At 34.8% G+C, this 26,244-nt stretch carries 20 protein-coding genes, 1 other RNA gene and 3 pseudogenes; 13 read left to right on the top strand and 11 right to left on the bottom strand.

Going from position 1 to position 26,244, the window contains the following annotated elements; all coding sequences use genetic code 11:
* The first annotated feature begins 90 nt into the window (after positions 1–90).
* The 4 genes and pseudogenes from QSG86_RS09660 to QSG86_RS09675 all read left to right on the top strand — a co-directional run.
* The gene (locus tag QSG86_RS09660; protein WP_317031291.1) at positions 91–6,330 is read left to right on the top strand and encodes a hypothetical protein; all 6,240 of its coding nucleotides are present in this window, start codon (positions 91–93) and stop codon (positions 6,328–6,330) included.
* A complete protein-coding gene (locus tag QSG86_RS09665; protein ID WP_317031292.1) occupies positions 6,320–6,967 on the top strand; it encodes a hypothetical protein in 648 nt (215 codons plus the stop codon). Before QSG86_RS09660 ends, QSG86_RS09665 begins: the two co-directional genes overlap by 11 nt.
* 262 nt (positions 6,968–7,229) lie before the next feature.
* Positions 7,230–8,567, top strand: coding sequence for a caspase family protein (locus QSG86_RS09670; protein ID WP_317031293.1), 1,338 nt, complete (start codon positions 7,230–7,232; stop codon positions 8,565–8,567).
* 132 nt (positions 8,568–8,699) lie between these two features.
* Positions 8,700–8,879 (top strand): annotated as a pseudogene (locus tag QSG86_RS09675) (IS256 family transposase); the annotation flags it as partial.
* A gap of 457 nt (positions 8,880–9,336) precedes the next feature.
* On the opposite strand, the gene QSG86_RS09680 reads toward QSG86_RS09675, so the two are convergent.
* On the bottom strand, positions 9,337–9,912 hold the full coding sequence (locus tag QSG86_RS09680) for a hypothetical protein (RefSeq protein WP_317031294.1): 576 nt from the start codon (positions 9,910–9,912) through the stop codon (positions 9,337–9,339).
* A 232-nt stretch (positions 9,913–10,144) separates the two neighbouring features.
* A pseudogene (locus tag QSG86_RS09685) lies at positions 10,145–10,537 on the bottom strand (IS3 family transposase); the annotation flags it as partial.
* Positions 10,538–10,544: 7 nt separating this feature from the next.
* Between QSG86_RS09685 and QSG86_RS09690 the strand changes: the two are divergent.
* Positions 10,545–10,766, top strand: a pseudogene (locus tag QSG86_RS09690) (IS66 family transposase); the annotation flags it as partial.
* A 205-nt stretch (positions 10,767–10,971) separates the two neighbouring features.
* Here the strand turns inward: QSG86_RS09690 and QSG86_RS09695 are convergent.
* From QSG86_RS09695 to QSG86_RS09725, 7 genes are all read right to left on the bottom strand, one after another.
* A complete protein-coding gene (locus QSG86_RS09695) occupies positions 10,972–11,667 on the bottom strand; it encodes a hypothetical protein (RefSeq protein WP_317033347.1) in 696 nt (231 codons plus the stop codon).
* Complete coding sequence (locus QSG86_RS09700; protein ID WP_317031296.1) at positions 11,660–12,766, bottom strand: hypothetical protein; 1,107 nt, start codon at positions 12,764–12,766, stop codon at positions 11,660–11,662. Before QSG86_RS09700 ends, QSG86_RS09695 begins: the two co-directional genes overlap by 8 nt.
* Entirely contained in the window at positions 12,766–13,719 is a 954-nt protein-coding gene (locus tag QSG86_RS09705; RefSeq protein WP_317031297.1) for a hypothetical protein, read from the bottom strand. The genes QSG86_RS09700 and QSG86_RS09705 overlap by 1 nt, the downstream gene beginning before the upstream one ends.
* Positions 13,720–14,413: 694 nt before the next feature.
* Positions 14,414–15,784: a tyrosine-type recombinase/integrase gene (locus QSG86_RS09710; protein ID WP_317031298.1), complete on the bottom strand. Its 1,371-nt coding sequence runs from the start codon at positions 15,782–15,784 to the stop codon at positions 14,414–14,416.
* A gap of 140 nt (positions 15,785–15,924) precedes the next feature.
* Positions 15,925–16,110: non-coding RNA, 6S RNA (gene ssrS, locus QSG86_RS09715), on the bottom strand.
* A gap of 102 nt (positions 16,111–16,212) precedes the next feature.
* Complete coding sequence (locus QSG86_RS09720) at positions 16,213–16,497, bottom strand: cell division protein ZapA (RefSeq protein ID WP_317031299.1); 285 nt, start codon at positions 16,495–16,497, stop codon at positions 16,213–16,215.
* Positions 16,498–17,049, bottom strand: coding sequence for a hypothetical protein (locus QSG86_RS09725; RefSeq protein ID WP_317031300.1), 552 nt, complete (start codon positions 17,047–17,049; stop codon positions 16,498–16,500).
* Positions 17,050–17,113: 64 nt separating this feature from the next.
* Here QSG86_RS09725 and QSG86_RS09730 point away from each other — a divergent pair, with 64 nt between their 5' ends.
* From QSG86_RS09730 to QSG86_RS09750, 5 genes are all read left to right on the top strand, one after another.
* The gene (locus QSG86_RS09730; RefSeq protein ID WP_317031301.1) at positions 17,114–17,731 is read left to right on the top strand and encodes a UPF0149 family protein; all 618 of its coding nucleotides are present in this window, start codon (positions 17,114–17,116) and stop codon (positions 17,729–17,731) included.
* 60 nt (positions 17,732–17,791) lie between these two features.
* A complete protein-coding gene (pepP, locus tag QSG86_RS09735; protein ID WP_317031302.1) occupies positions 17,792–19,129 on the top strand; it encodes a Xaa-Pro aminopeptidase in 1,338 nt (445 codons plus the stop codon).
* 341 nt (positions 19,130–19,470) lie between these two features.
* On the top strand, positions 19,471–20,679 hold the full coding sequence (ubiH, locus tag QSG86_RS09740) for a 2-octaprenyl-6-methoxyphenyl hydroxylase (protein WP_317031303.1): 1,209 nt from the start codon (positions 19,471–19,473) through the stop codon (positions 20,677–20,679).
* Positions 20,676–21,920 (top strand): FAD-dependent monooxygenase, encoded by a 1,245-nt coding sequence (locus tag QSG86_RS09745; RefSeq protein ID WP_317031304.1) that lies wholly within the window; start codon positions 20,676–20,678, stop codon positions 21,918–21,920. The genes ubiH and QSG86_RS09745 overlap by 4 nt, the downstream gene beginning before the upstream one ends.
* Before the next feature lie 175 nt (positions 21,921–22,095).
* Complete coding sequence (locus QSG86_RS09750) at positions 22,096–22,344, top strand: hypothetical protein (RefSeq protein ID WP_317031305.1); 249 nt, start codon at positions 22,096–22,098, stop codon at positions 22,342–22,344.
* Positions 22,345–22,464: 120 nt separating this feature from the next.
* Here QSG86_RS09750 and rsmI read toward each other — a convergent pair whose 3' ends face one another.
* On the bottom strand, positions 22,465–23,304 hold the full coding sequence (gene rsmI / locus QSG86_RS09755) for a 16S rRNA (cytidine(1402)-2'-O)-methyltransferase (RefSeq protein ID WP_317031306.1): 840 nt from the start codon (positions 23,302–23,304) through the stop codon (positions 22,465–22,467).
* Between the two features lie 137 nt (positions 23,305–23,441).
* Between rsmI and QSG86_RS09760 the strand changes: the two genes are divergently transcribed.
* The 3 genes from QSG86_RS09760 to QSG86_RS09770 are packed head-to-tail and all read left to right on the top strand — an operon-like array spanning position 23,442 to position 25,454.
* Positions 23,442–23,861, top strand: coding sequence for a YraN family protein (locus QSG86_RS09760; RefSeq protein WP_317031307.1), 420 nt, complete (start codon positions 23,442–23,444; stop codon positions 23,859–23,861).
* A 59-nt stretch (positions 23,862–23,920) separates the two neighbouring features.
* Positions 23,921–24,580, top strand: coding sequence for a BON domain-containing protein (locus tag QSG86_RS09765; RefSeq protein WP_317031308.1), 660 nt, complete (start codon positions 23,921–23,923; stop codon positions 24,578–24,580).
* Positions 24,570–25,454 (top strand): alpha/beta hydrolase, encoded by an 885-nt coding sequence (locus tag QSG86_RS09770; protein WP_317031309.1) that lies wholly within the window; start codon positions 24,570–24,572, stop codon positions 25,452–25,454. Before QSG86_RS09765 ends, QSG86_RS09770 begins: the two co-directional genes overlap by 11 nt.
* Here QSG86_RS09770 and nudC read toward each other — a convergent pair.
* On the bottom strand, positions 25,451–26,224 hold the full coding sequence (gene nudC, locus QSG86_RS09775; RefSeq protein WP_317031310.1) for an NAD(+) diphosphatase: 774 nt from the start codon (positions 26,222–26,224) through the stop codon (positions 25,451–25,453). The genes QSG86_RS09770 and nudC overlap by 4 nt on opposite strands.
* Between the last annotated feature and the right edge of the window lie 20 nt (positions 26,225–26,244).

Here is a 26,244-nt window from a genome sequence, read left to right on the forward strand (position 1 = left end):
TTTAATTTTTAATCATATAAAATTAAAGAATTAGATAAGGTTACAAGCAAACTTTTTTGAAAATTATTATCTTATAAAACAGGTAAAGCAATGGGAAATGCAGATTTAGTTAGAGCAAGTAGAGATGGAGATCAGTTTCATTATTTATGGGCTGCAAGAAAAGCTCTTCTACTTCTAAATCCCCTATCTGGATTACATACCTTGACTATTGAAGGTCCAAGTAAAACTGAATTTAATGAAGAGGTAGAAGAAGGCGAAGAAATCGTAGATGTGGGGGAATACTATACTAGTAATCATTTTTCTAATGCCTCTAAAATCATATACACGCAACTTAAACACTCCACATTACATGCACAAACCCCATTTGAACCTAGTAAATTACGCAATACCATCGAAGGTTTTTCGAAAAGATATCGTAGCCTGATAGATAAAGAATCTAAGGATGAAGTATTAAAAAAAGTAGAATTTCACTTCGTTTCAAATAGACCGATCAACGATGAGTTCTATAAGTCAATTATTGAGCTCAAAGAGTCAGGACAAGTTACTAAAACTCAGAACCTTCAAAAATTAATTGACTACACTGAACTTAGAGGCCAATCTTTAAAAGAATTTATTAAGCTAGTAAAATTCCCTTCTCAAGAGCCTAACTATATAGCTCAACGGGAGATTCTTGCTCAAGACGTTGCTTACTATCTACCAGGCGACGATGTTAATGCTCCAAATGAGTTAAAGGAATTAATAACTCGTAAAGCACTTAGCGAAAATCAAAATACACCTGAAATTACACAATACGATGTACTCCGTGCACTTAAAACTAACCCAGATGATCTGTTTCCAGTAAAGAACTTAATAAAACAGTTAAAAACTATCGTAGATAGGCCTATCGTAAGAACATTAATAGATACTATTAATGAATCACATAGTCAAAAATTTATTATTCAGGCTGAAGGTGGCGTAGGTAAATCAATCTTAAGTACGCAAATTAGCAACTATATCTTTTCTGGATCGTTATCAATTGTCTATGACTGCTTTGGTAACGGTGACTACAGACAATCCTCATCAGCGAGACATACACATAAAATAGCGTTAGTTCAAATTGCAAACGAACTAGCTGGATTAGGCTTATGTCATCCACTAATACCAACAACCGGTGCTGGGCCTAGCGAGTATATAAAGGCATTTTTGTTTAGATTAAAGCAGGTTTCTGAAAGATTCTCTAATGAGAATAAGCAACTATTCATAGTTATTGATGCTGCTGATAACTCACAAATGGCAGCAGATGAATTTAATTATGGTCGTTCTTTCATAACTGATCTTTTACAAGAAGATATACCCGTTAATATTAAAATAATTGCTTTAGCAAGACCTTATAGAGTTGAGCTTTTAATGCCGAAGCAAGATATCAAAATTATTACTTTAGAAGGCTTTAGTGAAAATGAGACAAAACAACATCTATTAAACTACTATTCTGATGTTTCGACACAAGATGCGATAGAATTTCATCGACTTACTAGTGGGAACCCACGAGTCCAGAGCATTGCTTTAGAACAAAAATTAACTTTACATGAAGTTCTTTCATTTTTCGGTGGAACGCCCAAAAGCGTAGAAGATACTATTAAAGATTTGTTAGACAAGGCAATTTCCACTTTCAAAGAACAAAACTACTCCGAATCAGAAGAAATTGATTTACTGCTTACTTCAATTGCTATTTTACGTCCATTAATTCCACTGCAAATTTTATCTGATTTAACTAATATCAGGGCTAATCAAATAAGAAGTATTATTTCTGATATAGGTGGCCATCCAATTCGTCTTAGTGACAATAATATTCAATTTGTTGATGAGCCAACAGAGTCTTGGTTCCGTGAAATTTATAAGCCAAAAGATACTAGTTTGTTGAATGATTTTATTCAGAAGCTTAAACCTCTCGCTGTAAATTCTGTATATGCCGCTTCTGTACTACCCCAAATCTTGATGGATGCAGGTAATTTTGAGGAGTTAGTTGAGTTATCTTTAAATTCTGAAATGTTACCAACGAATTCCACATTAGAAAAAAGAAAGGTTGAATTACAACGCCTACAATTTGCAATTAAAGCTGGCCTAAAACTTGGTAAATATACAGACGTTGCTAAGTTGTCACTAAAAGCTGGTGGAGAGGTTGCTGCAGAGACTAGGCAACATCAATTACTCGAAGAAAATATAGACATAGTTAGTACAACCTTTAGTGATCATCAAATTTTAGAGCTAATTTCTGAAAAAGTATTCAAAGGTGGTTCATGGCATGGCTCAAAATACATTACTGAGGCTAAACTTCTCTCATATCGAGAAGAATTCCATGGAGAATCACGTAGCAAGCTTCGTATTGCAAATCAATGGTTAACTAGTTGGTTTAAACTTCCCAAAAAACAACGACACAATCAAAATGTAGAATATAAAGAACTCAGTGATTACTTTATTACTCTAATAACTTTAGAAGGCGTTGACTATGCGATTAATTGGCTTCGTAGATGGCGTCCAAAAAGTGTAAGTTATGATGTAGCCAAGTTGGCGACAAAAGAATTGATTAGACATAGCAAAATTGATCTTATACAGACGATATTAGATAAATCAGGTAATAACATATTTTTAACTTTAGGTATTGTTGAGATACTTAAATTAAATCACTGTGTTATCCATTCTGAGAATTTTTCACGAGTTATAAAATTACTTAGTTACGCCAAAGTAAAACTTGATATTGGTCTAAGCCCAATTCTTTGCTTTTTAGAAGTGGGTTTTAAACAACAACTTTGTTCATCTATCGAAGCATATCAAATTTTATCAAAATATTTGCCTACTGAAATACCATATGAGATTAGAGATCGTTTTGGGCACTCAGATAGAGTAAGTTATATGAAAGCTTATGCTTTACATAAAGCATGGGATAATAAGACATTAGAACTAATTGATTTAGTACCTGACAAATTAAAAGATGAATTTTTAAAGGACTCGGCTTATAGCTCATCAGAAGAAATTATTACACTAAAACGAGATGTAGCAGCAGTTTTACCATGGTGCAAATTGTATGTTCGGTCAATCATAGAGAAGATTTGTACTAAGGAATTCGATCAACTAATTGAACAAGCGAAATCAGACTCCCAGAAAGCTCAAGGATACTCTCACCGGGATTATGGTTATCATCTAGAAAATGAAATTGCAAGAATTTGGTTTGATATTTTAATTTTAAATAATCATCTTAACCAAGAAACTTATTCAAAGATAGAAAGTCATTTCAAGGAAAAAATTTATCTTAATACACGTAATTATTTCACGCTTATTTTGGCTTTGCAGAAACAATGTGAATTAGAAGATTATTGTTATGGAAATACAGATAAGAACTTAAAAGATCTTGAGAATAGTGATGATCATGCAGAAACATTGGTGAGTGACTATATGTCTATTGCTCAATCAATTTTCCCTCTAGATCAAGAAGAAGCTTCTGCAATATTAGATATAGCAATTAAAGTAAGTAGTAAGCTAGGCGAAGAAAATCTGCAACGATGGAATGCATTACTTTGCTATGGCGTAAGAGCTGGACAGGAGCAAAATAATAGAAAACCACAGCTATGCTACCGATTTAGTCAATGTGCTGAATTGACATATAAATATGTGCATAGAGATAAACATTTTCCATGGGATTACACAGTTGATGCAATTTATGATTTGGATCCTAATTCAGCTATTGCTATTGCTAGCCGTTGGCGTGATCGTAGATTTGGAGATGAAGATAGAATATTAGGCAATTTAGTGGATAAGTTACTTAAAGAACCACTTTTATCACCATTGATACCTTTGGCTTTCAGAGCGATGGGAGCTACATATGACTTAGATAATCTATTAAGCTCTATTAAATCATTAGCTTTAAGTGATGAACTAAAAAGAAAGGTTCTACAAAGCTTCTATCTTTATATTGTTGTACCTAACCCATCCGAAAAGCATATCAGTCGCCTTAAGGATTTGGTCGAGGCATTTCATATAACAGATCAAACTGTCCAAGATTTTTTCTTATACCTTAGTAATTCAGAAGTTTATGTTCAAGTAGAAGAAGCAGCTCACTCTTCAACCTACGACCAAGAAGAGTTTGATTGGGATGTGTTTTTTGAAAATTATACTGATTCAAATCAAAGTATAGATTTTGATTCAGCTTTTAATGATTTTCAGAAATTGGAAAATAAGTATTGGATTAGAAAAGCCCTCTATTTACAGCTTTTAAAAAGAATAAGTGCTTCACAAGCGATTCCACTGATTAATTGGTGGTTCGATGATCCTAGAAATGGAATGTATGAATTAGGTGATCTTTTAAAAGCTATACCACATCACTTTAAACGGAGAATAGCATTTTTAAATGTTCTAGATTCAAGAATAAAACAATTTTTGAAAACACATCATGCTGATTTTTATATAGATACTTATGGGAGTAATCTGAAATTACATATTTTAAGTGAGTTAACAGGGAAACCTAAGACTGATTATATTCAATCTCTCTTAGAGGGCATAAGTGAAAGCTCCATTACATTAGAGAGTGAACGCTTATTTAGGATGGCTCATTTACTAACGCCTATGATTGCACCAAATCAATCTTATGAGATTCTAGAGTATGGTCTAGATTTGTTGGAAAATGATTTAGGAACAGATATCGCTGATGGGCAATGGCATGAGGAATTAGCGCCGCCAGAGAACATAATAGAATCTATCTCAGGTTACATTTGGTCTAGCCTAGCATCACCTTTCAATACTGTTAAATGGCAAGCCGCTCATGCCGTTAAGTTACTTTGTGATTTAGAGCAAAGAGAATTGTTATCTAATTTAATTAACTTTATGGGCGATAAAAATTACCTGAGTTTTTATGATCACAAATTTGAATTTTATCAATATTCAGCTACTCAATGGTTACTTAATGCTTTACTAAAAGTGTCTTATAACCCGAATAACTTTTTGGCTGAGTATGTTGAAACGTTTAAGCAGTTAGCAGATCCAAATCGACCACATTTGATGATTCGACTACTCACTTCAAAAATTCTTCTAAATCTATTTAATTCAAAGCTTATAACGCTAAATGAAGATGAGATTCAAGCCTATCAGGGAGTTGGTAAATCTAGTTTTAGTAAAGTACAACGAGACGCTATTGATCTTTCAAAATATTCAGAAATGAATCAAGAGGAAATTGATTCATTTGGTATTGATTTTGGTCTTTACTGGCTTGATCCATTAGGTTCAATGTTTGGTTTACACCCTACACACATACACTTTGAAACAACTCAAACATTAAAGAATGAAATTGGATTTACGGATAAGTGTAAAGCTAATGATGCACGTCAAAAAATGGAAATTTATGACTGGAAGCAAACAAGTCATAGTCATGGATCTAGTCCAAAAGTTGAAGATTTAGATTTTTATCTGTCCTACCATGCAATGATGATCACCGCAGATAAACTACTCCAAACAAAACCATTACTTGAAAGTGAATATTCATGGAGAGAGTTTGATGATTGGATTAAACGACATGATTTATCCTCTCTAGAACCTTATTGGCTAAGTGACTTTAGAGATCCATGTCCTCGAATAACGACAGAATGGCCTAAAGACGATAGAGAAAATTCTATAAATTGGACTTACAGTTGTTCTTCTGTTGATTATGAGGATGCCATAAAGTTAGATGATCAGGAGCTCTATTTATGGGGCATCTGGTCTGAAGTAAATAGTTATAGTCAGGCAAAACGTATTCGTATCCGTTCAAGTTTAGTTAGTCCCGAAACATCTAATGCGCTATTGAGAAGCTTACAAAGTACGGAATCAAGTCAGGACTATCACTTACCTAGTTCAAATGATGAAAGACTTGAATTTCAAGATGATAAATTTAAGTTAAAAGGTTGGATTGCAGAACAGGAACTTGATTTATCGAATTTTGATGATGATTTATGGGGGGCATCCTTGGAATATGATATGACCAAACCATCAAATGAGATTATCTCCTTAATGAATCTGCATTCTGATGCCTTAGGGAAAAATTGGTTTTATGAAAATGAAAGAGTACTACAACTTATCATTTGGGGGAAATATCAAAATGAGGATTATGAATACTCAAATGGTTACAAACTGAAAGTGAACAAAAAATTTATTCTCGATCTACTTCAAAAAATTAATATGGATATGATCATTTCTGTAGATATCAATCGTAGATATAAATATGGCAGTTACCAATCAAAAGAAGATTCAAAAGGATTGAATAAGTATTTACCAAGTAGTAAAAGAGTTTATTTAATGAAAAAGAATGGAGATATGTATGTCTACTGAAAGTCTTATCGAACTAGGAAAAAGACTAGTAGAAGAATTTAAGTTAGAGGATAAAACGGATACATTATCTCAATGGATGCTTCACTATTTAGCAGAACTATTTGAACGGTATGATCTATCCACTTCTCCTGAAGAAAAGCGTATAGCATCTGTCGATATCAGAGATACTATTTTTAAGCTCTGGGAATTTCGCTATCAGCAGTCCCGTTCCCATAGTAGTTTCAAAAATACAGAATTTTTAATTTCAACATTACAAAAATTAAATTTAGATAATGATGATGCTTTCTACTCAGGTTTAAGATATTTCAGAAATGTAGAAAGTACTATAGATCAGAGTAGTCCTGCATATTGGTACAGTTATGCACTCAAGCTCGATAAGGCATCACGTTTCTTGATAAGAAATTGTATCCTCAAAGGATATGCTATAACAGAAGCTGATAACCAAGAAATTGCTGATCTCATCAAAGAGTTTGAGGAGTTAGATTCTTACGAAAATTTATTAGGTAGATTTTATAGCGACCAGTCCGATGAAGATGAAGAAGTTAGAAATATTAAAAATAATATTTCTAACATAGAGGAGTTGATGGATGCTTTAGCAGAGTTAAAGACTAATTATGAGGAAAAATTAACTTCATAATTTAAAAGTGTTCAAGTAAGATAAGAATTGATGTTCAACTTCTATTGATCTTCTGTGTCCAAGTAAATAGGAATATGCAAAAGGTATATAAAGTGAAGCTTATTATTAGTTTAAATATAAAAAATGTCTATAAATCTTGTAATACCAGTGGGAGTATACTATAAATATTTTTTCAGATTCTTCTGAGCATAAAATTAAATTTACTTGAATAAAAGTTTATTAATTAATGCTTTACAAGTAAAATTGTATTTTGGGGTCTTGTGTGAATAAAATAATAGCTATTGCGATAGATGAATATAGTAATGAGCCTGTAAAAAACTTAAGTAATTGTCTAAATGATATAAATAGCATAATTGGCATTCTTACTTCTGAATACGTATATGATTCTGATAACTCTGAAATTACACTTTTTGCTGAACCTCAGCAAACTACTCTTTCTTTCCTCTATAAAAGCTTAAATCAAGAATTTTTTAACGCATTAGAATCTGACTCAATTTTGATAATTCATGCTGGTCACGGTGAATACAATGATCATTTGAAAACAGGATATTGGTGCTGTTCAGATAGCCAATTTGATGATCCTACAACATGGTTTGATATCAATATTTTACTTTCTTTTTTTGCTAACTCTAAAGCAAAACATATTGCTTTGATTTCTGATAGCTGCTTTTCTGGTTCAATTTTCAATCGTAATAGAGGCGGCGGCGAAAACGCATTAACTGGTAAAAAGTCTATACAAGCTCTCACTTCGGGTGGATTAGAAAAAGTTAGCGATGGAAGTGCTAATGACAACAGCCCTTTTAATAAAGCAATTCAATTAACATTAAAAACAAATGAGTTTGAATTTCTGAGTTTTAACCAATTCTGTGAGTCAACAATTAAATTTTTTTCACCTAATCGAATTCAAACCCCTCAATTTGGTTCACTAAATATACAAGGTGATGAAGGTGGAACATATGCATTCAAGAAAAGATTAAAAATATACAATGATGATTTATCATATGAAAATTCAACTCTAGCTCTTGAAATAGATAATCGAATAAATATAACTAGTAATATCAACGTCCCATTTTTTTTAGATAACAAAAACTTTGACTCAAAATTTATCAATACATTTATTCAAAAATTAGGTTATGAAATTATTAATGATATTCGTATTTATGCTTCTGAAGATATTGATTACTTAGTAGAGAGAAGTTCTGATTATCCATTTGAAGTTGATTTAATGTATTCAATAGATAGACTAGACCAAGACTATTTAAGTATATCTTTTTCGCGAAATGAGTACTTTGGGACTATGCACCCAAATCACTATATATATTCCATTAACTTTAGGCTGAAGCCTTTTGTTCTTCAAGTTGGTTTATATGATGTTTTCAAAATAAATAATACTGATCAATTAAAATATTTAATTAATAAATTTTCAGAAGATGAATGTAAGGAGATAATATCAAGGCACGTAGATGAGCAAAACATATATGAATTAGATTTCTCCTTTAATGAACAAACATTATTTCTATATTTTATTAATCACTTACCTCATGCATGCAAAGCATGTGGAGTTGTTGAGATTCCATTAAGTGAAGTAAAATTTAAATAATAAATATCCATAAAAGGATAAAAATTACGTTATTTTACTGTTTTTATATAGTTTTTAGAGACTGTTCTAAATTTTGTGTAAGTACTTAGTTTTCATTTATCCTAATGAAAATAATAAAAAGAGGTACTTCACATGGATGAAGCAATAATCAAGAGTATGGCGGCTGAACTGGCTAAAGGTTTAAAAACTCCTGAAGATTTAAACCAAATGACAGCAGTCTTCAAAAAGTTCATGATTGAAACAGCTCTCAATACTGAGCTCTCTGAACAATTAGGTTATAAAAAGCATCAACCAAAGAAAAGGTTTAATACTGAGAAGATTGGCTAAATTGCACCTTTGAAAATGCGTATGAGTTTTACTTTGAAATGCCTGAAGAATTTGTGTCTTTTCCGAAGATGCGGATTGTGGGCTAATCTTAATGCATCAGTATGCAGATAAAAACATAGTAGATGAATGTACTGAAAGGGAAAAATCATAAAAACTGCATAATTTCTGATCCTAAGTTATAGTTAATACCATTGAATAAATTTTACATTAAAGGCTCTTTACATATTGTAGCCTTTATTTTTGCAATGTTTTATATATGCATTCACATATCCAAATATGGTTTCTTATAAAAGTGTCCAAGTAAAAGTAGAATCAGTGTCCAGCTCTATACGCCACTAGATGTCCAGTTGGAAAAGAATATGCAACCTCATTAAAATACATACATTTTAAAAACTCGGATTATTCCAAATAAACCGAGTTTGATAGTAATAAAATTTTTTAATTAACTGAATATGGTAGAAGGTATAGTCTCTGTAAGATTTTTGATTTTAATCTGTCTCAATGATTCTATTTCTTCAGTAGTAAGCTCGTGAGACAAGAAATTTTCTATCCAAATATTTTCATCGAATGTGCCATTATGAAAAGCAGTATATAAATCAAAAAAAGTATCACCAATCAAATCAAGTGTCGGCTCACCTTCATTATTGAAAAAATATACACCTGTTTCAAGATATAAGGGGTGTTCTGTAAACCATTTTTGATATCGATTTTTAAAAAATTCTTTACCCCCTAATTCATCGTAATGCTCAGGATTATTATGAAGTAAATCGTAATTTGTTACGTACTCAAGAGCATCAATCCACCATTTCCGGAAATTATTATCCGCAGGATGGCGTTTTGGAATTTTATCTAAAAATGAAAGAAAATCCTCCGCTATGAGAGATAATTCAAGCTCAAGTATTTCATTAATGTCTTTAACAGCAGTATGCAGAAGAATGGCATTCTGACCATCTATAAAAATACAATCATTCTGAGCAGCATTTTTCATAATTTTTTGCACATTTGCTGTAGTTTTCAAAGTGTAAACTCCTGTTTTTGAAAATTTAAAAAAATTAATAAAAGATATCTACAAATTAAATTGCTATGGCGGATATCTTGTTGAAACAATTCTCATATTACAGGTTTTTAATCACTTGAAAATTTCACCAATATGCGTATTTGGGGAATTATTGTAACGAATAAGATTGTTTATCAATTACATTGTTCTGATGCAATTTTAAGAAAGTATTGAGAGTAAAAAAAGGAGAAAGCTAACCATTGGAACCATGTCTTCGTTTTGAGTTATAAAACATTTCAATATATTCAAAGATATCTGACCTAGCTTCAGTTCTCGATACATATATTTTCCTCTTGATCCTCTCTCGCTTTAACAACTGAAAGAAGCTTTCAGCAACAGCATTATCATGGCAATTTCCTCTGCGACTCATACTACATTCCAGATTATGCTGCTTAAGGAATGTTTGCCACTCATGGCTCATATATTGACTGCCTTGGTCAGAGTGAATCAGAACTTTATTCTGTGGTTTTCTCCGCCATAGAGCCATTAATAACGCATCTAAGACCAGGTTTGTTGTGATTCTGGATTTCATAGACCAAACAATGACAAGACGTGAAAACAGATCAATCACAACTGCAAGATAAAGTTGCATGGTGACTGGCAAAAGTGAAAATGCAGAACAGGCTTTAGCATTGATTCAGAAACTCTATGGAATAGAAGCTGAAATCAGAAAAAATACGGATGGTAGTGCTGAACAACGCTGTCAGTACCGGCAAAAATATAGTCAACCTGTGATGCAGCAACTTCATACGTGGCTGATACAACATCAAAATGCAGTTCCCTCAAGTTCTGCAACAGCCAAAGCCATTAATTACATTGGCGTAAAGCCTGATTGTACTCAGCCCAGTTGGTTGTTTTGTAGGGGCTTTTTGATTCTGTATCCATCTAAATTTTATGGGGATGAATTCCTTTTATGCAACAAAGCCTTTCAGAACTTTATAAATTAATTTTTCTAAGCTATTGGTCAGTATAAATTTATTAAATATAGATGTAAAAGCAATATGGATTTTGAAGTAAAGATCAATCTAAATTTAGTTTAAGAGATTCAACATTATTTTGAGATTTCATTAGAAATAATAAAAAATTATCATGATCTACTTTAGAAAAAATAAATTTGAAGTCATAGGAGATCGTAATTTTAACTGTAGGCATATCGTTAAAGAATAAATCGATTTTGAATATTTTATATGATTTTGTCGTTAAATTTTCACTAAAAAAATCAAATAAATTATTATCAAAGCTTTGTGTGTAAAGAATTTTCTTTTCAAAAATATTGTTGGGATGAATAATTTCACGAGCATCAATTTTGGAAATATGGTTAATCGATTCGAGATTATTTTTTATAAAATTATCTAAATTCAAAGTCTTTTTATTTAAGGAAAATTGAAAATTAAAAATTTTAGATAGTAGATTGCGTAATTTTAATATGCTTCTAGGTTGATCAAAGACTATGAAATTATTAGAATTGAATTTATAAATTCTAAAGATAATATTTTCAACTTTCATTCTCTCTAATTTATTTAAATTATTATTTAGGTCTAAGTATTCCTCAACAAAAATATTTTTGTAAGTAAAAAAACACTCTATATAGGAAGTGCGTTTTTTTACAACTTTAATACTCTCAGACTCATTTCTTTGGGTCTCACGTTCTAAACGTGATGGTATATCATCAAAGTCACAAGGGAAGGATGCATCATAAAAGCTTATTTTATTCATCATCTTTTACCAATTGGTTATCATATTCGGTTACGATCTGATCATAGGTCAGGTACAGAAACTTGTCGAAAAATTTTAAAAACTCCGCTTTTTCAGTATCTAAGATCTTGTGTCTTTCAGTCGTATAATTTTCACCTTTTATATTTTTTTTGTATGTTCCTTTTATGTCATAAAAGAAGCGAGTACATTCTTTAGGGTTATTAAAACCAGCATTGATTTCAATCAATCTGTTATTTTTGGATTCTTCTACAGTCCATGTTATTTCTGTTATGTAATGGCCTAAAGCTCTTAATCCTTGATATAGTTTATTTGTGTGTAGTGATGAACCAGATAGATGAGCGGTTTTAAGGAAGCCAGAGTCTTTGCTAGGTTCTAAATCATTTGGATCCAAGTCCATTACTGAGTTTTTAGAGTTATGATGCACTTTTATTCGTTTTACATCATGCAAAGAGTACTTTTTATCATCCATTACAATTAGATTGAGAAAAAAACTTGTTCTATATTCAGATAATAGAATATTTGATAAAGTAATTTCTTGTTTCTTAAAGGTTTGGTGTTTTGCACCTGCCACCTTTTCTATGATTTTATTTACAATAGGGTCAAGAACTTCATCAGAATCATATCTAAAGACGATGTCATTACCATTTTGTTCTACCGAAATAGATTGATCAGTTAGTGGTTTTTGAATCAATCTAGTATTACTTCTTTCGAGTGTCGAAGTTGTTAAATTTACTTCGTATTTATTAACACCTACACCTTTATGGCTCATTTGATTGTCAGAAAATTGTGGAGCTATGTCTTTGATTACTTCTTTGAAGTCTGCCAACGAAGCACCTGAAATCAGTAGCGAAGAAGTTTTCTTACTTTTTTCATTATAGTTTAAATTATCCAAAATGGTTTTTAAGCTATGCCAATCTTTGAACTGTGTGGAAATATATTGACAAATACTTTCTCGACTTTCATTCGTTGATAAAAAAATCCCTATATTTTTACAAAGGGCTAAAAGTTTTTCATCAGGTAGTTTCTGTTTTTGGCTATATAGTGCATCAAATATTTCACGATCAGAAACGAGTAAATTATCAAAACCAAATTTTTTCATTATCTAATACCCATTCCAATTTCTAACTCACTAAATTCGGTTGTAAATTTTTTAATTTTCTGGTGTTCAATACTATCTAGGAGCTTAATTAGATTTGGTTCTTTAATATTTAGTATGTTCTTACATTTACTGATTGCAGTTGTAAAATTTGTAGGGGCAAATTGATCTTGTTCTAGTTGAAAAATTTTTATGGAATTTCCTTCTTCTAGAATTTGATGATGTCTAAGGTAGTCTATGAGATAGATGAACTCATCAACTTCTTCACCTGAGGGTCTATAAAATATTACTTTACAACTTTTTTCTTTATCTTCAATTATGAAAAATGGGGATTTAAGTAGATCTATGGTAGCTGATTTGCTGGAACCAATGGTGGCTTGATCTTTGCGTTGAGGGTAAAAGAAAGTATAGTTTTCTGTTAGTACTTTTTTTTCAAGAAGTTTTCCAATATGAGATGCTACATTGTTTAACCAAAAAATATCATTGGGATCTAATACATATATTTTACTTTGCTTCGGTAGATTAAAAATATTAGAAGGAACTTTTTGAAGTTTACTTGTAAATAACTTGGTATACTGACCATCATGGTTATAAATAAACAGCATTCCATGAATTCTATAATCTGTTTCTTGACCTGAGTAAAGTTTTTGCCACTCATCACTAATTTCTGCACATTGAACTTGCATAGATAGACTGGTTAGAGTTGATTCAAGTTCTAATTTTTCAAGTGTACTGACACCAAAGCTTTTCAAGTCTGTATGGATGAAGTTTAAAGTGTCTGTGTATGGGTCATTGTAATGAAATACGACATCTGCAGGATGTGTTTTTTTATTATGCTCTAAGTCTTCGCATTTCCAATTTTGGTCTTCTGGTTTGGATTTTGACCATCCAAAGTAACAAAATATGTCTTCAGACATTATTTTGGCCATCTCACCAATGTTTTGAGTCTCTGCCATTATTTTCGCCCCATTAAATTATTCTAAATTTTAGAAAACTTACTCTTCTATACAACGCAGTAGAGCAAATATCCATTACTGTCACATCTTGCTCTAAGCTGAAAGTAATTATTAGCTTTGAATTATATGGAACTTGTGACTAGCATTAAAACTTAAAGTGCATAATAACAAATAGATACTATCATTTGTTCTCTTTTAGCCACCCAAGAGCATATTTTTTATATTGTGCCACTTAAAGCTGTACTTGATCTTTTTAGTATTAGTATATTTATTTACGGTAATTTTTGCGGTAAACAATTTAAAAAATATTTTTTTTATATTATATAACATGTACTTATATTGTTTTTATTGTGCGCGCTGATGGAATAGTATCTTATGTTACTATGTCTGCACGCGGAAGATATCTTGTTACATATAAAAAGAGGGAAAAACTCCGAGCTCAAATCTCAATTTCATGAAAAATATTTGTACTCAGTTTATACATCAAGTATCTGAGTTGCCCTTGCTGAATACCGGAAATGCATTTTTTTCTGCGACACATTTTAGTGACTATAATTAACTAGCAAAGAGAAATAACCAAAAAAAGGGAAATTTATATGCTTGTGTTATATAGGTTTTGATGAAGTTGAACTTTGATAAGTTCAACTCATGCCGTTTTTGAATTTCTCTTCACAACTTTTATTATTTCAGTTGGCTATATACGCATTCTATTTGGTTTTTTAACCACATACTTTCGAGCCAAAATCCTACTTTTAACTTCTTCCGAAAGAATATGATTTTCAATTTTATTCATAGCATCTCTCAAATCTCTAGCATCTATTTGAGTATAGTCAGCCGTTATATCTGAATCTTCTTGATAGGAGTGGTTAATCAAAGCTTTAACAGTATACATTCCAATTCCACAACGATTGGCAATAGAAGTAAAAGTACGTCTCAAATCATGAAATGTGAAGGGAATTCCTGTAGTTTCAGAAATCTTATTGCGAACATGTCTCCGATCTTTTACATGAGTTTGATTATTTGATGCTGGGAAAACATATTTACAGCCATTGGAATACTTTTTTCGCTGGTTGAATATATGAAGTAATATATTTCCTAAAGGTAAAAGTAAATCATTGCCATTTTTAGGATTAATAATTTTTAAAGTTCCAAATTTTAGGTCAACATTAGCCCAAACGAGTTGCTCAATTTCGCTACGTCTCAATCCAGTGAGTACGAAAGTCAAAAGAAAATCTTGGTTCAAATAACCATATTCATTAGCATATATTTGACCACGCCATGTGCTGTCAACAATCGCTTTTATCCAGTCGGTTTGTTGTTCACTATTAATATAGGTTTTTCTTGGTTTTAGCTTATTAAATAGATCATTTCTATAAAGAATCGCAACTGGGCTAAATTCTTTAATAATTGGTTGATCATTACAAATCAATCTCTTGCGATGATAATTATAAACAGCTGAAAATAATTTAAGCGTAATATTTGCATGAGATTTATTGGTTTTTGAAATTTCAGCATGCTTATCTATGACCATTTGCATCGTTACATCTGTAATTTTTAAATGATGCCAATCTTTTAAGTACAAGCTCATATCTCTGTCATACACAGCAACTGTATTTGGCTTTAGCTCTGTTCTAGCTTCTATGTAGTGTTTATAAGCATCTATCAAAGTTGGGATTTGCTGATAATTTAATCGCCCCTGGGAGGCTTTTTGGCGTAGTTGTTCTTTTTTATCGTTTGGGTTTATTCCCTGGGACATTTCAAGGAGATATTCGGTTGCTTTCTGTCTAGCAGTTTCTGGTGTAAAAATACCATGATCTCCGATAGTGACACGGCAGGGAACACCATTTGGCATTTTCTTTTCAACAGTATATACAAGAGAGTGGCGAGTCGCTCTGATAGCAAATCCAATCAGTTTAAGATCACGAAAAAAAAGTTGTTTCCCACTTGGAATATCAAAACAGTATTGTTTGGAATCCTTAAGGGCTTCATCTGCATAAGGATCACTTAGTTGTTTAATGAGACCTTTAACAAATGAAAGGGTAATGTGTGTTTTTTTATTGGACATTTTCATTTCCTATCAGCAGTCGCTGAATAAGTGAATAGAACTTGGGTATACATGGAGTATACAAAGATCTAAAAAATGAAAATTCATTTGGTGGAGATTTGAAGAATTTTGTACATGATCGTTATAAAACAATCATTTAGAAACACTCCGGAGATGCCGCTGCATGTCATTACCCTTGAACCCGAAGAGTTCAAGGCGGACGCGACGCATACTTGCTGGGTGTCCCACTCGGGGTGGGCATACGCTCTAAATATGCAGAACACAATCCATAAGTTTAAGTATCGGCTCAGGGGAATTTGACCCGCTGGCGAACATCCCAGAGTTAGACCCAGTATACAGAATAAATCTTCGCTGCGAAATCTTAAATTCGCTTTAAAAATGTAAGAAGAGATATTGATTGCATGATATTTAAACAAAGTCAGTTTAAATTAACTAAAGGCTTTGATTTCATCCAACATATGGTTGAGTAATCGTTCGCAGTGTTCATATTCTTGTAATGCTTTATTCATGGACAGCACTTCTTGCATCAATTCGAGTGCCACCATAATGGTGAGTTTACTGGGTTCCATTCGTGGTGCTTTACGACGGAGGTCATTATAACGTTCATTGAGTAAATCAGCAGCGCGTTGCAGATCAGCCCGTTGATCCTCAGTGGTGGCTAAACGAAAACTATGACCAAGCACTTTTAGCTCAATTGGAATTTGCTCACTCATTTATGCGTCCTCATTGTGTTCAGTAGGATGTGCAAGCTGTTGGATTTCTTGTGTATAGGCATCTTGTGCGGTACCTAAAATACTTAAGCGTTGAATAATGGTTTCAATTTTTGCTTTTGCATGATCATTTTTTTGCAATAAACGTTCTCGTTCATGTTGTAAGGCTTGAATATCTTGGTGTAAATGACGGTGTTCATTTTGTAATTTTTCTTTAACCAAACGTAATTCATTACGCTCAGCAAGAATTTCTTGAAAACGATTTTTTAAATCAGTACAACTTTTTTCTAAGCGATTATACCGATCAGCTAAAGTAGTCGCATCGTCATTTAATTGTTTTAACTGTGCCTGACTGGTTTGTAATTGTTGCAACAGTTGCGAGTTTTCTTCTTGTTTTTGTTCAATAATACTATTTTTTAGCTCTGTTTGAGCATTAAACTGTTGATTCGAAAGAAATTGAGTATCTTTCAAAGTATTATTTTCAGACTCACATTCCGTTAAACGTGATTTGAGCGCATCAATGTGCGCTTTAAGACGCTGTAATTCTTCTAACATATCGTAGTCGCACAGTATTGCAAACAAAGGTAATATATAAGAAGTATAGAGATTGGATAGACGAATGCAAGACGATATTTCAGGTTGGTTAGACTGGCAGCGTAATTTTTCACAAATTGAAGAGATTTCAAGTCCAAGTGAGTTACATGGCTTACTCACAGGTATTGTTTGTGTAACTGAAGCACCGAGTCGTGAACAATGGCAACAAATTTTAGCAACATTAGATATACAGTTGTCTAATGAGGATGCACTGTCTCTGTTAGAAGAGGAAAGTGAAGATGTATCACATGCTTTAGCGGAAGATGAATTAGATTATTTACCGATGCTTCCTGATGATGAACATTCTTTATCTGAACGCGTACAAGCACTAGCCGACTGGTGTGCTGGTGTCGTGTTAGGCTTTGGTTTAGCTTCGGGTCATTTACGACAGGATGAACAGGAATTGATCGAACATTTACAGGATGTGGCATCAGTTGAGTTTGATGATTCGGATGATGATGAAGAAGGCGAAGAAAGTTATCAGGAGTTATACGAGTTTGTACGTTTAATTCCTGTCAGTTTAGCGATGGGGCGTAAAAAAGTGGCTATAGAAGAAACACCATTATTGCAGGGTAGTCGCGTTAAAACAGCAGACAGCACGAGCCAAGTGGTGGAAATGTTTACACCACATCGCCCAAGCTAAGACAACATGACCATGTTGCGGTTCACTTTTGTTCACTTAAAATCAAAGAAGTAATATCTCATGAAGCAATTGACTCAAGCTCATTTTCAACAACGTCGTGATCGTTTAGCGGCAGAAATGGGGCCACGCAGTATTGCGATTATTGCGACTAGTCCTGCAGTGATGCGTAATCGTGATGCCGATTATAAGTATAGAGCCGACAGTAGTTTCTTTTATTTAACGGGATTTCCTGAACCTGAAGCCGTTGCTGTCATTGAAACTTTTGATCGCGAAGAAGACGGATATTGTTATAGCTTGTTTTGTCGTGAACGTGATCGTGACATGGAAATCTGGAATGGTTATCGAGCAGGTCTAGAGGGTGCGATAGAAAACTATCAAGCTGACGAGGCCTGTGCGATTGATATGCTGGATGAAGAAATTATTGAAAAACTATTTGATAAAGATCGAATATTTTATCGAATTGGTCATCAAGAAGAATTTGATGCTCGTGTAATTCAATGGCTAAAGCAAGCGGAAATACAACAACGTAAAGCCAATCATTGTCCAAAAACAATAATGCAATTGGATGAAATTATTGATGAAATGCGATTACATAAAGCGGATGAAGAAATTGCGATGATGCAAATTGCTTCAGATATTAGTGCTGAAGCACATATGCGTGCCATGCAAATGGTTCGTCCGGGTATGATGGAATATGCTCTAGAGGCTGAGTTAAATTACGTATTTGGTAAAAATGGTTGTGTGCCTGCCTATAACAGCATTGTTGGCGGAGGTGCAAATGGCTGTATTTTGCATTATGTGGAAAATGATCAGGTGCTAAAGGATGGTGATCTGGTTTTAATTGATGCTGCTTGTGAATATCAATGTTATGCCTCTGATATTACACGTACTTTTCCAGTTAATGGTCGATTTAGTTTAGAACAAAAACAATTATATTCTCTTGTTCTTCAAGCACAAATTGCTGCGATTGCTGCCGTGCGTATTGGTCATTCTTATCAAGAACCGCACCGTGTTGCAGTCAGAATTTTGGTGCAGGGACTATTGGATTTAGGTTTAATGACGGGTGATCTGGAAGAGATTATTGCCACAGAAGCTTATCGTCAGTTCTATATGCACGGTACTGGGCATTGGCTGGGTATGGATGTTCATGATGTTGGCACTTATCAGCAACATGGCGAGTGGCGAGATTATCAACCAGGGATGGTCGTCACCGTTGAGCCTGGGTTGTATATTGCACCAGACGATGAAAGTGTCGAGGAAAAATGGCGCGGTATTGGTATTCGTATTGAAGATGATGTGTTGGTGACTGAAGCAGGACCTTATGTATTAACTGCTGCTGTTACCAAAGATATTGAAGAAATTGAAGCATTTATGGCACTGTCACAGGTATCATCTTAAACAGGCTAAAGAACTGGCATGCTGTTGTTCACACTGGATATCAGGATCCGGCATGTCAGCGATTTTTTATGCTATCTGGCTGAGCAGCAATCAACAAATTTTTTAGAATGATACATGCTATTTAAGCATACAGATAATGGCATAAAATAACGGTTATACCGGTATCCAAGATAAATCAAATGGATGCTTGATGATATTAATGTACTGAATATTCGATGTTAAGGTCGTCAACAGACTGCGTTTTGATTATAAAAATAATCGTCCTTCATGTAATATAAATTAATATTCGATAGTTTTAGTATTGGCGCATTGCGCCAGATACTTTGAGAAAGGATCAAAGCATGCAACAAGATGTCATCATTGTAGGCGGTGGTATGGTGGGGCTGAGCCTCGCTTTAATGTTAGCAAAAGCACAGATTGGGGTAAAACTATTAGAAGCGATTCAATACCCAGATTATGATGATATAAACCTTGCGCCTTATCATACGAGCTTTGATGCACGTAATAGTGCTTTATCACGTCGTACGGTACAAATTTATCAACAATTAGGCTTATGGTCTGCATTGCAACAACATGCGACACCGATTTTACAGGTGCATATTACGGAACAGGGTAGTTTTGGTAAGGCACGTTTAGTGGCCGAACAGGAGAAGGTCGAGAGTTTTGGTCAGGTGATTGAAAATGCATGGTTGGGTCGGGTGCTCTTGGCTCAGGTACGTCAACAGCCTTTGATTGAGTTGATTGATGGTGTTCAAGTCACTGCATTAAGCCAAAATCAGCATCATGTGGTTATTGAAGCACAACGTGGTCAAAATGCATTGTCATTACAAACCAAGTTGTTAATTGCAGCAGATGGCCGAGATTCTTTTTGTCGTCAGGCATTGGGCGTAACAGCAACAGTACATGATTATGATCAGGTGGCGATTGTCACGACAGTACAAACTTCAAAGCCACATGCACATATTGGTTTTGAGCGGTTTAGTGATTTAGGACCTTTAGCATTGTTGCCATTACCGGGCGAATATCGACGCTCGGTCGTTTGGCCTGTGAAAAAAGGCACCGAATCAGAGTGGCTGGGGGAAGAAAATGATCAACATTTTCTCTCTGCTTTACAGCAGACCTATGGTGACCGTGCTGGTAAATTTCAAAAAACAGGTAAACGCTTCAGTTTTCCACTGTCGCAGGTGTTAGCAGAGAAACAGGCTGTTGGACGTGTGGTATTAATGGGCAATGCAGCACATACCATTCATCCAGTGGCAGGCCAAGGATTCAATTTATGTATGCGAGATGCGGATGTGCTGGTTCGCTATTTAAGCCAGCAGTTAGCCAAAGGTGCAGATTTAGGTGATCCTGAGCTATTACGTCAATATGAGCAAGCGCGTCTAGCCGATCAACAGCGTGTGATTAAATTCTGTGATGCAGTGGTGCGTGGTTTTAGTCATACCAATCCTTTACTTAAATTTATTCGTAATACTGGCTTAATTGCCTTTGATACATTACCTGGGGTAAAACCTTTGATTGCCAACTATGCGATGGGGCTGAAAGCATGAGTCATTTACCTGAAGATACGCTGGATGTCGTGATTGTTGGCGGTGGGCTGGTGGGAGGCCTTAGCGCTTTATTGCTTGCTCAAGGTGGTGTAGACGTTACAGTATTAGATGCAGCTCCTGTGCTAGATCAGCAGCAAACACTTCATTATACCAATCCACGTGTTTTGGCCTTAAGTCAAGCGACTATTCAGTTATTAAAACACGTAGGTGTATGGGACAAACTTGCTCGACACATGCCGTATAGCGGTATGCAAGTTTGGAATAAAAATGGTTATGGTGACATTAACTTTGGTATAGCCTCTGAATATACGCCTGCAATTGAACACGCACTGGGTTCGATGGTTGAGCCCAGTATTTTAAATTTAGCAATTCAACAGCAAATGTTTCAACATATCCGTGATTATCAAACACAGGTTCAAGTCACAGCAGTAGAACAAGGTGTCGATGTTTGGTATGTACATTTGGCGGATGGTCGTATCCTCACAACCAAATTGGTGATTGGTGCGGATGGTGCAAATTCCTTTGTTAGAGAACAAGCATTTATTGATATTGATATCTTGGATTATCACCAAGCTGGGATAAGTTGTGCGATTCAAACAGCACAGCCACACCAACATGTTGCTCGACAACTGTTCTTAGAAACGGGTCCTTTGGCATTTTTACCGATGGCCAGTTTAGCTACTGAACAGCAAAAGTGCTGGCAGTCTATTGTATGGACATTGCCTGATGATTTGGCAGCACAATATGCGGTTTTATCTGATGAAGATTTTAAGGCATTATTGACGCAACAAAGTCATCATATGTTAGGTGAGGTTTTGGCGGTCACATCACGTGCCCAATTTCCACTAAAAGCACGTGCAGCACAGCAGTATGTCAAATCTGGTTTAGCGCTGATTGGTGATGCTGCGCATGTGATTCATCCACTGGCAGGACAAGGAGTAAATATTGGCTGTTTAGATGCTGCCATACTCTGTGATGTTTTGTTACATGATCGCGAGCGTGGTGTATGGGCACATCCACAAACACTACGACGCTATGAGCATCAACGTAAAGGTCAAAATGATGCCATGATGCATGCGATGTCTGCTATTGGCTGGTTGGAAAAGAGTGCATTTTTTCCGTTGGTATGGGCCAGAAATATCGGTTTAAAACAGGTGGAACAGCAGCATATTTTAAAAGATGCATTTATGGCGCAAGCAAATGGATTAAAAATTTTGCAGCAAACACGTTATCACAATTAATGTGTTGTGTTTTTTTTAATCGATTGGTTGCTGATGATGCCTATTTGGATTAAAAAATATACTATTTTTTGAGTTTTACTACTAGGCGAAAGGCATAGAGATTGATAAATTTCTCCGTAATTCAAAACCAAATATTTGGATCCATGTCACAAAACCAGGTGTAGGGAGTATTGAGATGACGGATATGAATGATTATGACGATGTTGATGATTCTGCAGTCGATGAAGATGAAGCAAAAGCTGCGGAAAAAGGGGCAACAGACAGTGATGAAAAACTAAGTGATATTGATGTTGCAGAGGCTGAAACCCTGACAGTAACAGCAAAACAAAAGAAACGTCAGGCATTAGAAGATGAAATTGCCGCATTTTTAGCACGTGGTGGAAGTATTACTGAGGTGCCACCAGATGAATCTGCTCGTGACTAAACGCAGTGACAGAGAGTAGGACATAACAGCACTAAAGTTTTAGTGCTGTTATATTGATATATTTTAATACGGTGCTCGATCAATCACACTATGTTGCATCAACGTATGACCTATAAAAACTTAAGCTTTATTGGTAAGTTCGAGGGCACGTTGATAAGCAATTTTCTTTTTAACGCCAGTTAAATCTGCTGCCAGTTGTGATGCTGCTTTTACAGAGAGGTCTTGTAAAAGGCGAATTAGCAGTTGATCCAGTTGCTCTTGTGCCAAATCTTTTTGCTGTGATGCACCACCAATCACTAAAACGATTTCTCCTTTTTGTTGATGGTGATCATTGCCAATAAAACTGACCAGTTCACCCAGTGTCATCTTTTTAATGGTTTCAAAGGTCTTGGTAATTTCACGTGCAAAGCCAACGGGTCGGTCTGCTCCAAAAATATTGGCCATATCTTGTACAGAATCTAGAATACGATGAGGCGCTTCATAAAAAATCAGGGTTTGTGTTTCATCTTTTAATTTTTCGAGCTGCATGATACGTTGTGATTGTTTTGAAGGTAAAAAGCCTTCGAAACTAAAACGATCACTTGGCAGGCCGACAGCACTTAATGCTGCAATCGCTGCACACGCTCCTGGCACAGGAATTACCCGAATACCTTTATCTTGAGCAGCACGAACAAATTTAAAGCCAGGATCACTAATAAGTGGCGTTCCTGCATCACTGATCAATGCAATATCCTGACCATTTAATAATTGATCGACCAGTTGCTCAATTTTATTACTTTCATTATGTTCATGACAGGCTGTAAGTGCGGTTGTAATATTAAAATGCTTGAGTAACTGTGCAGAGGTTCGCGTATCTTCTGCTGCAATCAGATCGACCGACTTGAGTACATCAATGGCCCGATAGCTGATATCGTCTAAGTGCCCAATAGGGGTAGCAACAACAAATAATTGAGCACTCATGATGATCTCCAGACCTATAGCAACGACAAATTAAAGTGAGTATCTTACCTGAATTTAGTGAATGAAAGCATAAGCAGAATAATTTTAACGCTTTAATGGATGATTCCTAGACAGTCAAATAACAATAGGTAACAGACATGATACAAAATAAACACCTTGGGCAATGGGCAGAATGGCAAGCTGAAAGCCATTTGCGAAATTTGGGATATATACTGATTCAGAAGAATTATTGCTCACGCTTTGGTGAAATCGATCTGATTATGAGTCATCATCATCAATTGATTTTTATTGAAGTAAAAGCACGTTCAAAAACTGCTTATGGATGTGCAGCCGAAGTTATTTCCGTCTCTAAACGTCAAAAAATAATTAAAACGGCCTATATTTTTCTGATGCAATATCCTCAATATGAATCATATTATTGCCGTTTTGATGTGATTTGCTATGATTTTATGCAACGTGTGACTGCCAAAATGAGCGCAGACTTCTCACAGTGCTGTTATCGTTTGAATTGGATTGAAAATGCTTTTACTTTTGATCCAGAGTTGATTAATCTCTGAATGATTAATCCATACTGTGAATGAAAATTTTAATTATTTTGATCAAGGAGTTTGCTTGAGTGTTTAAGCGTATTGCTGTAGTCGGGCTATGTATGGCAAGTTTATCAGGTTGTCTCAGTTTTATCTCAGGAGGTACAGGTTCTGCGCCTGTGGGCACTGATCAGGGCACCCGAACTTTAGGTCAAGTTTTTATTGACAATGCAATTGAGCGTACCGCTAAAATTAATATGTATAAATTAGATTCCAGATTTAAACAGTCTCGAGTCAATATTAATAGTTTCCATGGTAATGTTCTGCTAACAGGTCAAGTTCCTGATCAAGCTTTAAAACAATTAGCAGAAGATAATTTACGTGCCATGAGTGATGTTAAATCAGTGCATAATTACATTACAGTAGGCAATCAAATTGGTTATAGCACCATTATGCAAGATATGGCAGTCACAACCAATACTCGTGCCTTGATCATGAAAGCCCCAATATTGTCTGACAGTAAAGTACAAGTCCATACTGAAGATGGAGTACTGTATGTAATGGGGCGTTTAAATACTGCTGAGATTAATGATTTAAACAGCATTTTAAAGCAGGTTGGCAATGTGACTAAAATAGTGGTTTTGGTCGATAATTTGGATAATGCAAGCGCAAACAGCACATTACAACCGAGTGTACAAACCCCAGTTGCCATTGAGGCTGATCAAATCGAGCCAACTCATGCGCCTTAATTTTTCCAATGTACTCGTTGATGCAAAACATAGACTGGAAAAGTTGAAGCAGGATTATGATGATTTTAAAATTTATGATCTAGGCAGTTTCAGTCTGAATTATTTAACCCCTAAGCGTGGTTTTGATCAGCAGTGTCAGATTGTATATGGTCCAGATCCACGTCATCAATTGGATATTTTTTATAGTCAGGTTGCAAAAGCATCCCGGCCACTGATTGTCTTTGTACATGGCGGTGCTTGGTCGCATGGTAATAAAAAAGACTATCATTTTGTTGGTCAAGCTTTGGCGAGTCATGGTTATGATGTGGTGATCATCAATTATCGTTTAGCGCCAGATTATATTTTCCCTAGTTCTGTTGATGATCTACATTTGGCACTGGATTATTTATTGCAACATCAGCAGCAGCTTAACATCAATACTGAAAAACTGGTGTTAATGGGCCATTCTGCTGGGGCATTTAATATTATGTCTGTATTATATCGTCAAGATATGCCTGTAGCATTAGCCGATAAAATTACTGCTGTCATTGGTCTGGCTGGACCTTATCATTTTGACTATAAAAATGACCCTTTATGTGCAGATGCTTTTGATCAAGAACTTCCCTATCCAGCAGTCATGCCTTATTATTTTGTTTATCCGAATCAAATTAAACATTATTTATTGATTGCTGAACATGATCAGATCGTGGCAGAAAGTAATGCAATCGATTTTTATGCACAGTTAAAATATCATCGTAATCATGCTGAAATGGTGATTATTCCACATACTGGACATTTAACCATGATTGCATCTTTAGCAAGTTTATTTCAGCCATTTTTTAACACGCAATCGGAAGTGTTACGTGTTTTAGAGGATGCATTAAGCCCGGCTTAAAGCCAGGCTTTGCTATCATCCGCGACAGGGTGACCTGTTAAAACATGCATAATCATGGCATGTGCGATACTGCCTTTAAATGGAATTTCAGGCAGTTGATGCCGATTAAAAAATTGCGCATCGCTGATTTCTTCTGTTTGTAACTGTATTTCACCCGAATCATATTCAGCTTTAAATGCAATCATCAAGTTACTTGGAAAAGGCCAAGGCTGACTGGCCAAATATTGTAAATTTTTAATCTTTAAACCTACTTCTTCTAAGGTTTCACGTCTAACCGCTTCTTCTAAGGTTTCACCTACCTCAACAAATCCAGCAATCAGCCCGTACATATTACTGTGATTATGTGCATTTTTAGCCAATAAAATTTCATCTTGGCCTTTGGTGATAATCGTAATAACACAGGGTTGTACACGTGGATATTGATGATACTGACATGCAGGACAAATCATGGCAAATTCAGTAGCGTGTGCTTGTGTTTTTTCGCCACAATGACTACAAAACTGATGATTGCGACGCCACTCCAACAGTTGAATGGCTTTGCTGGCCTGTTCAAACTGTTCAATCGACCAAAATTGTAATAATTGACGAATAGGCACCAATTGTAATCCTGCTGGAATAGGTTCATGTTCCAGTAGGTCACGGGCAATTACGTGATCACCCGAATGAAAACTCAGATCACTGGCTAAACGTTCAACTTTAGGAAGTTGAAACTGATCGTCAACCAGTAATTGTTGTTGATGAAAGATATAAGCAAGAGATAAGGTATTCATACGGCTACATATTTCAGTTT

It is taken from the genome of Acinetobacter sp. SAAs474, assembly GCF_032823475.1.
Classification (GTDB): Bacteria; Pseudomonadota; Gammaproteobacteria; order Pseudomonadales; family Moraxellaceae; genus Acinetobacter.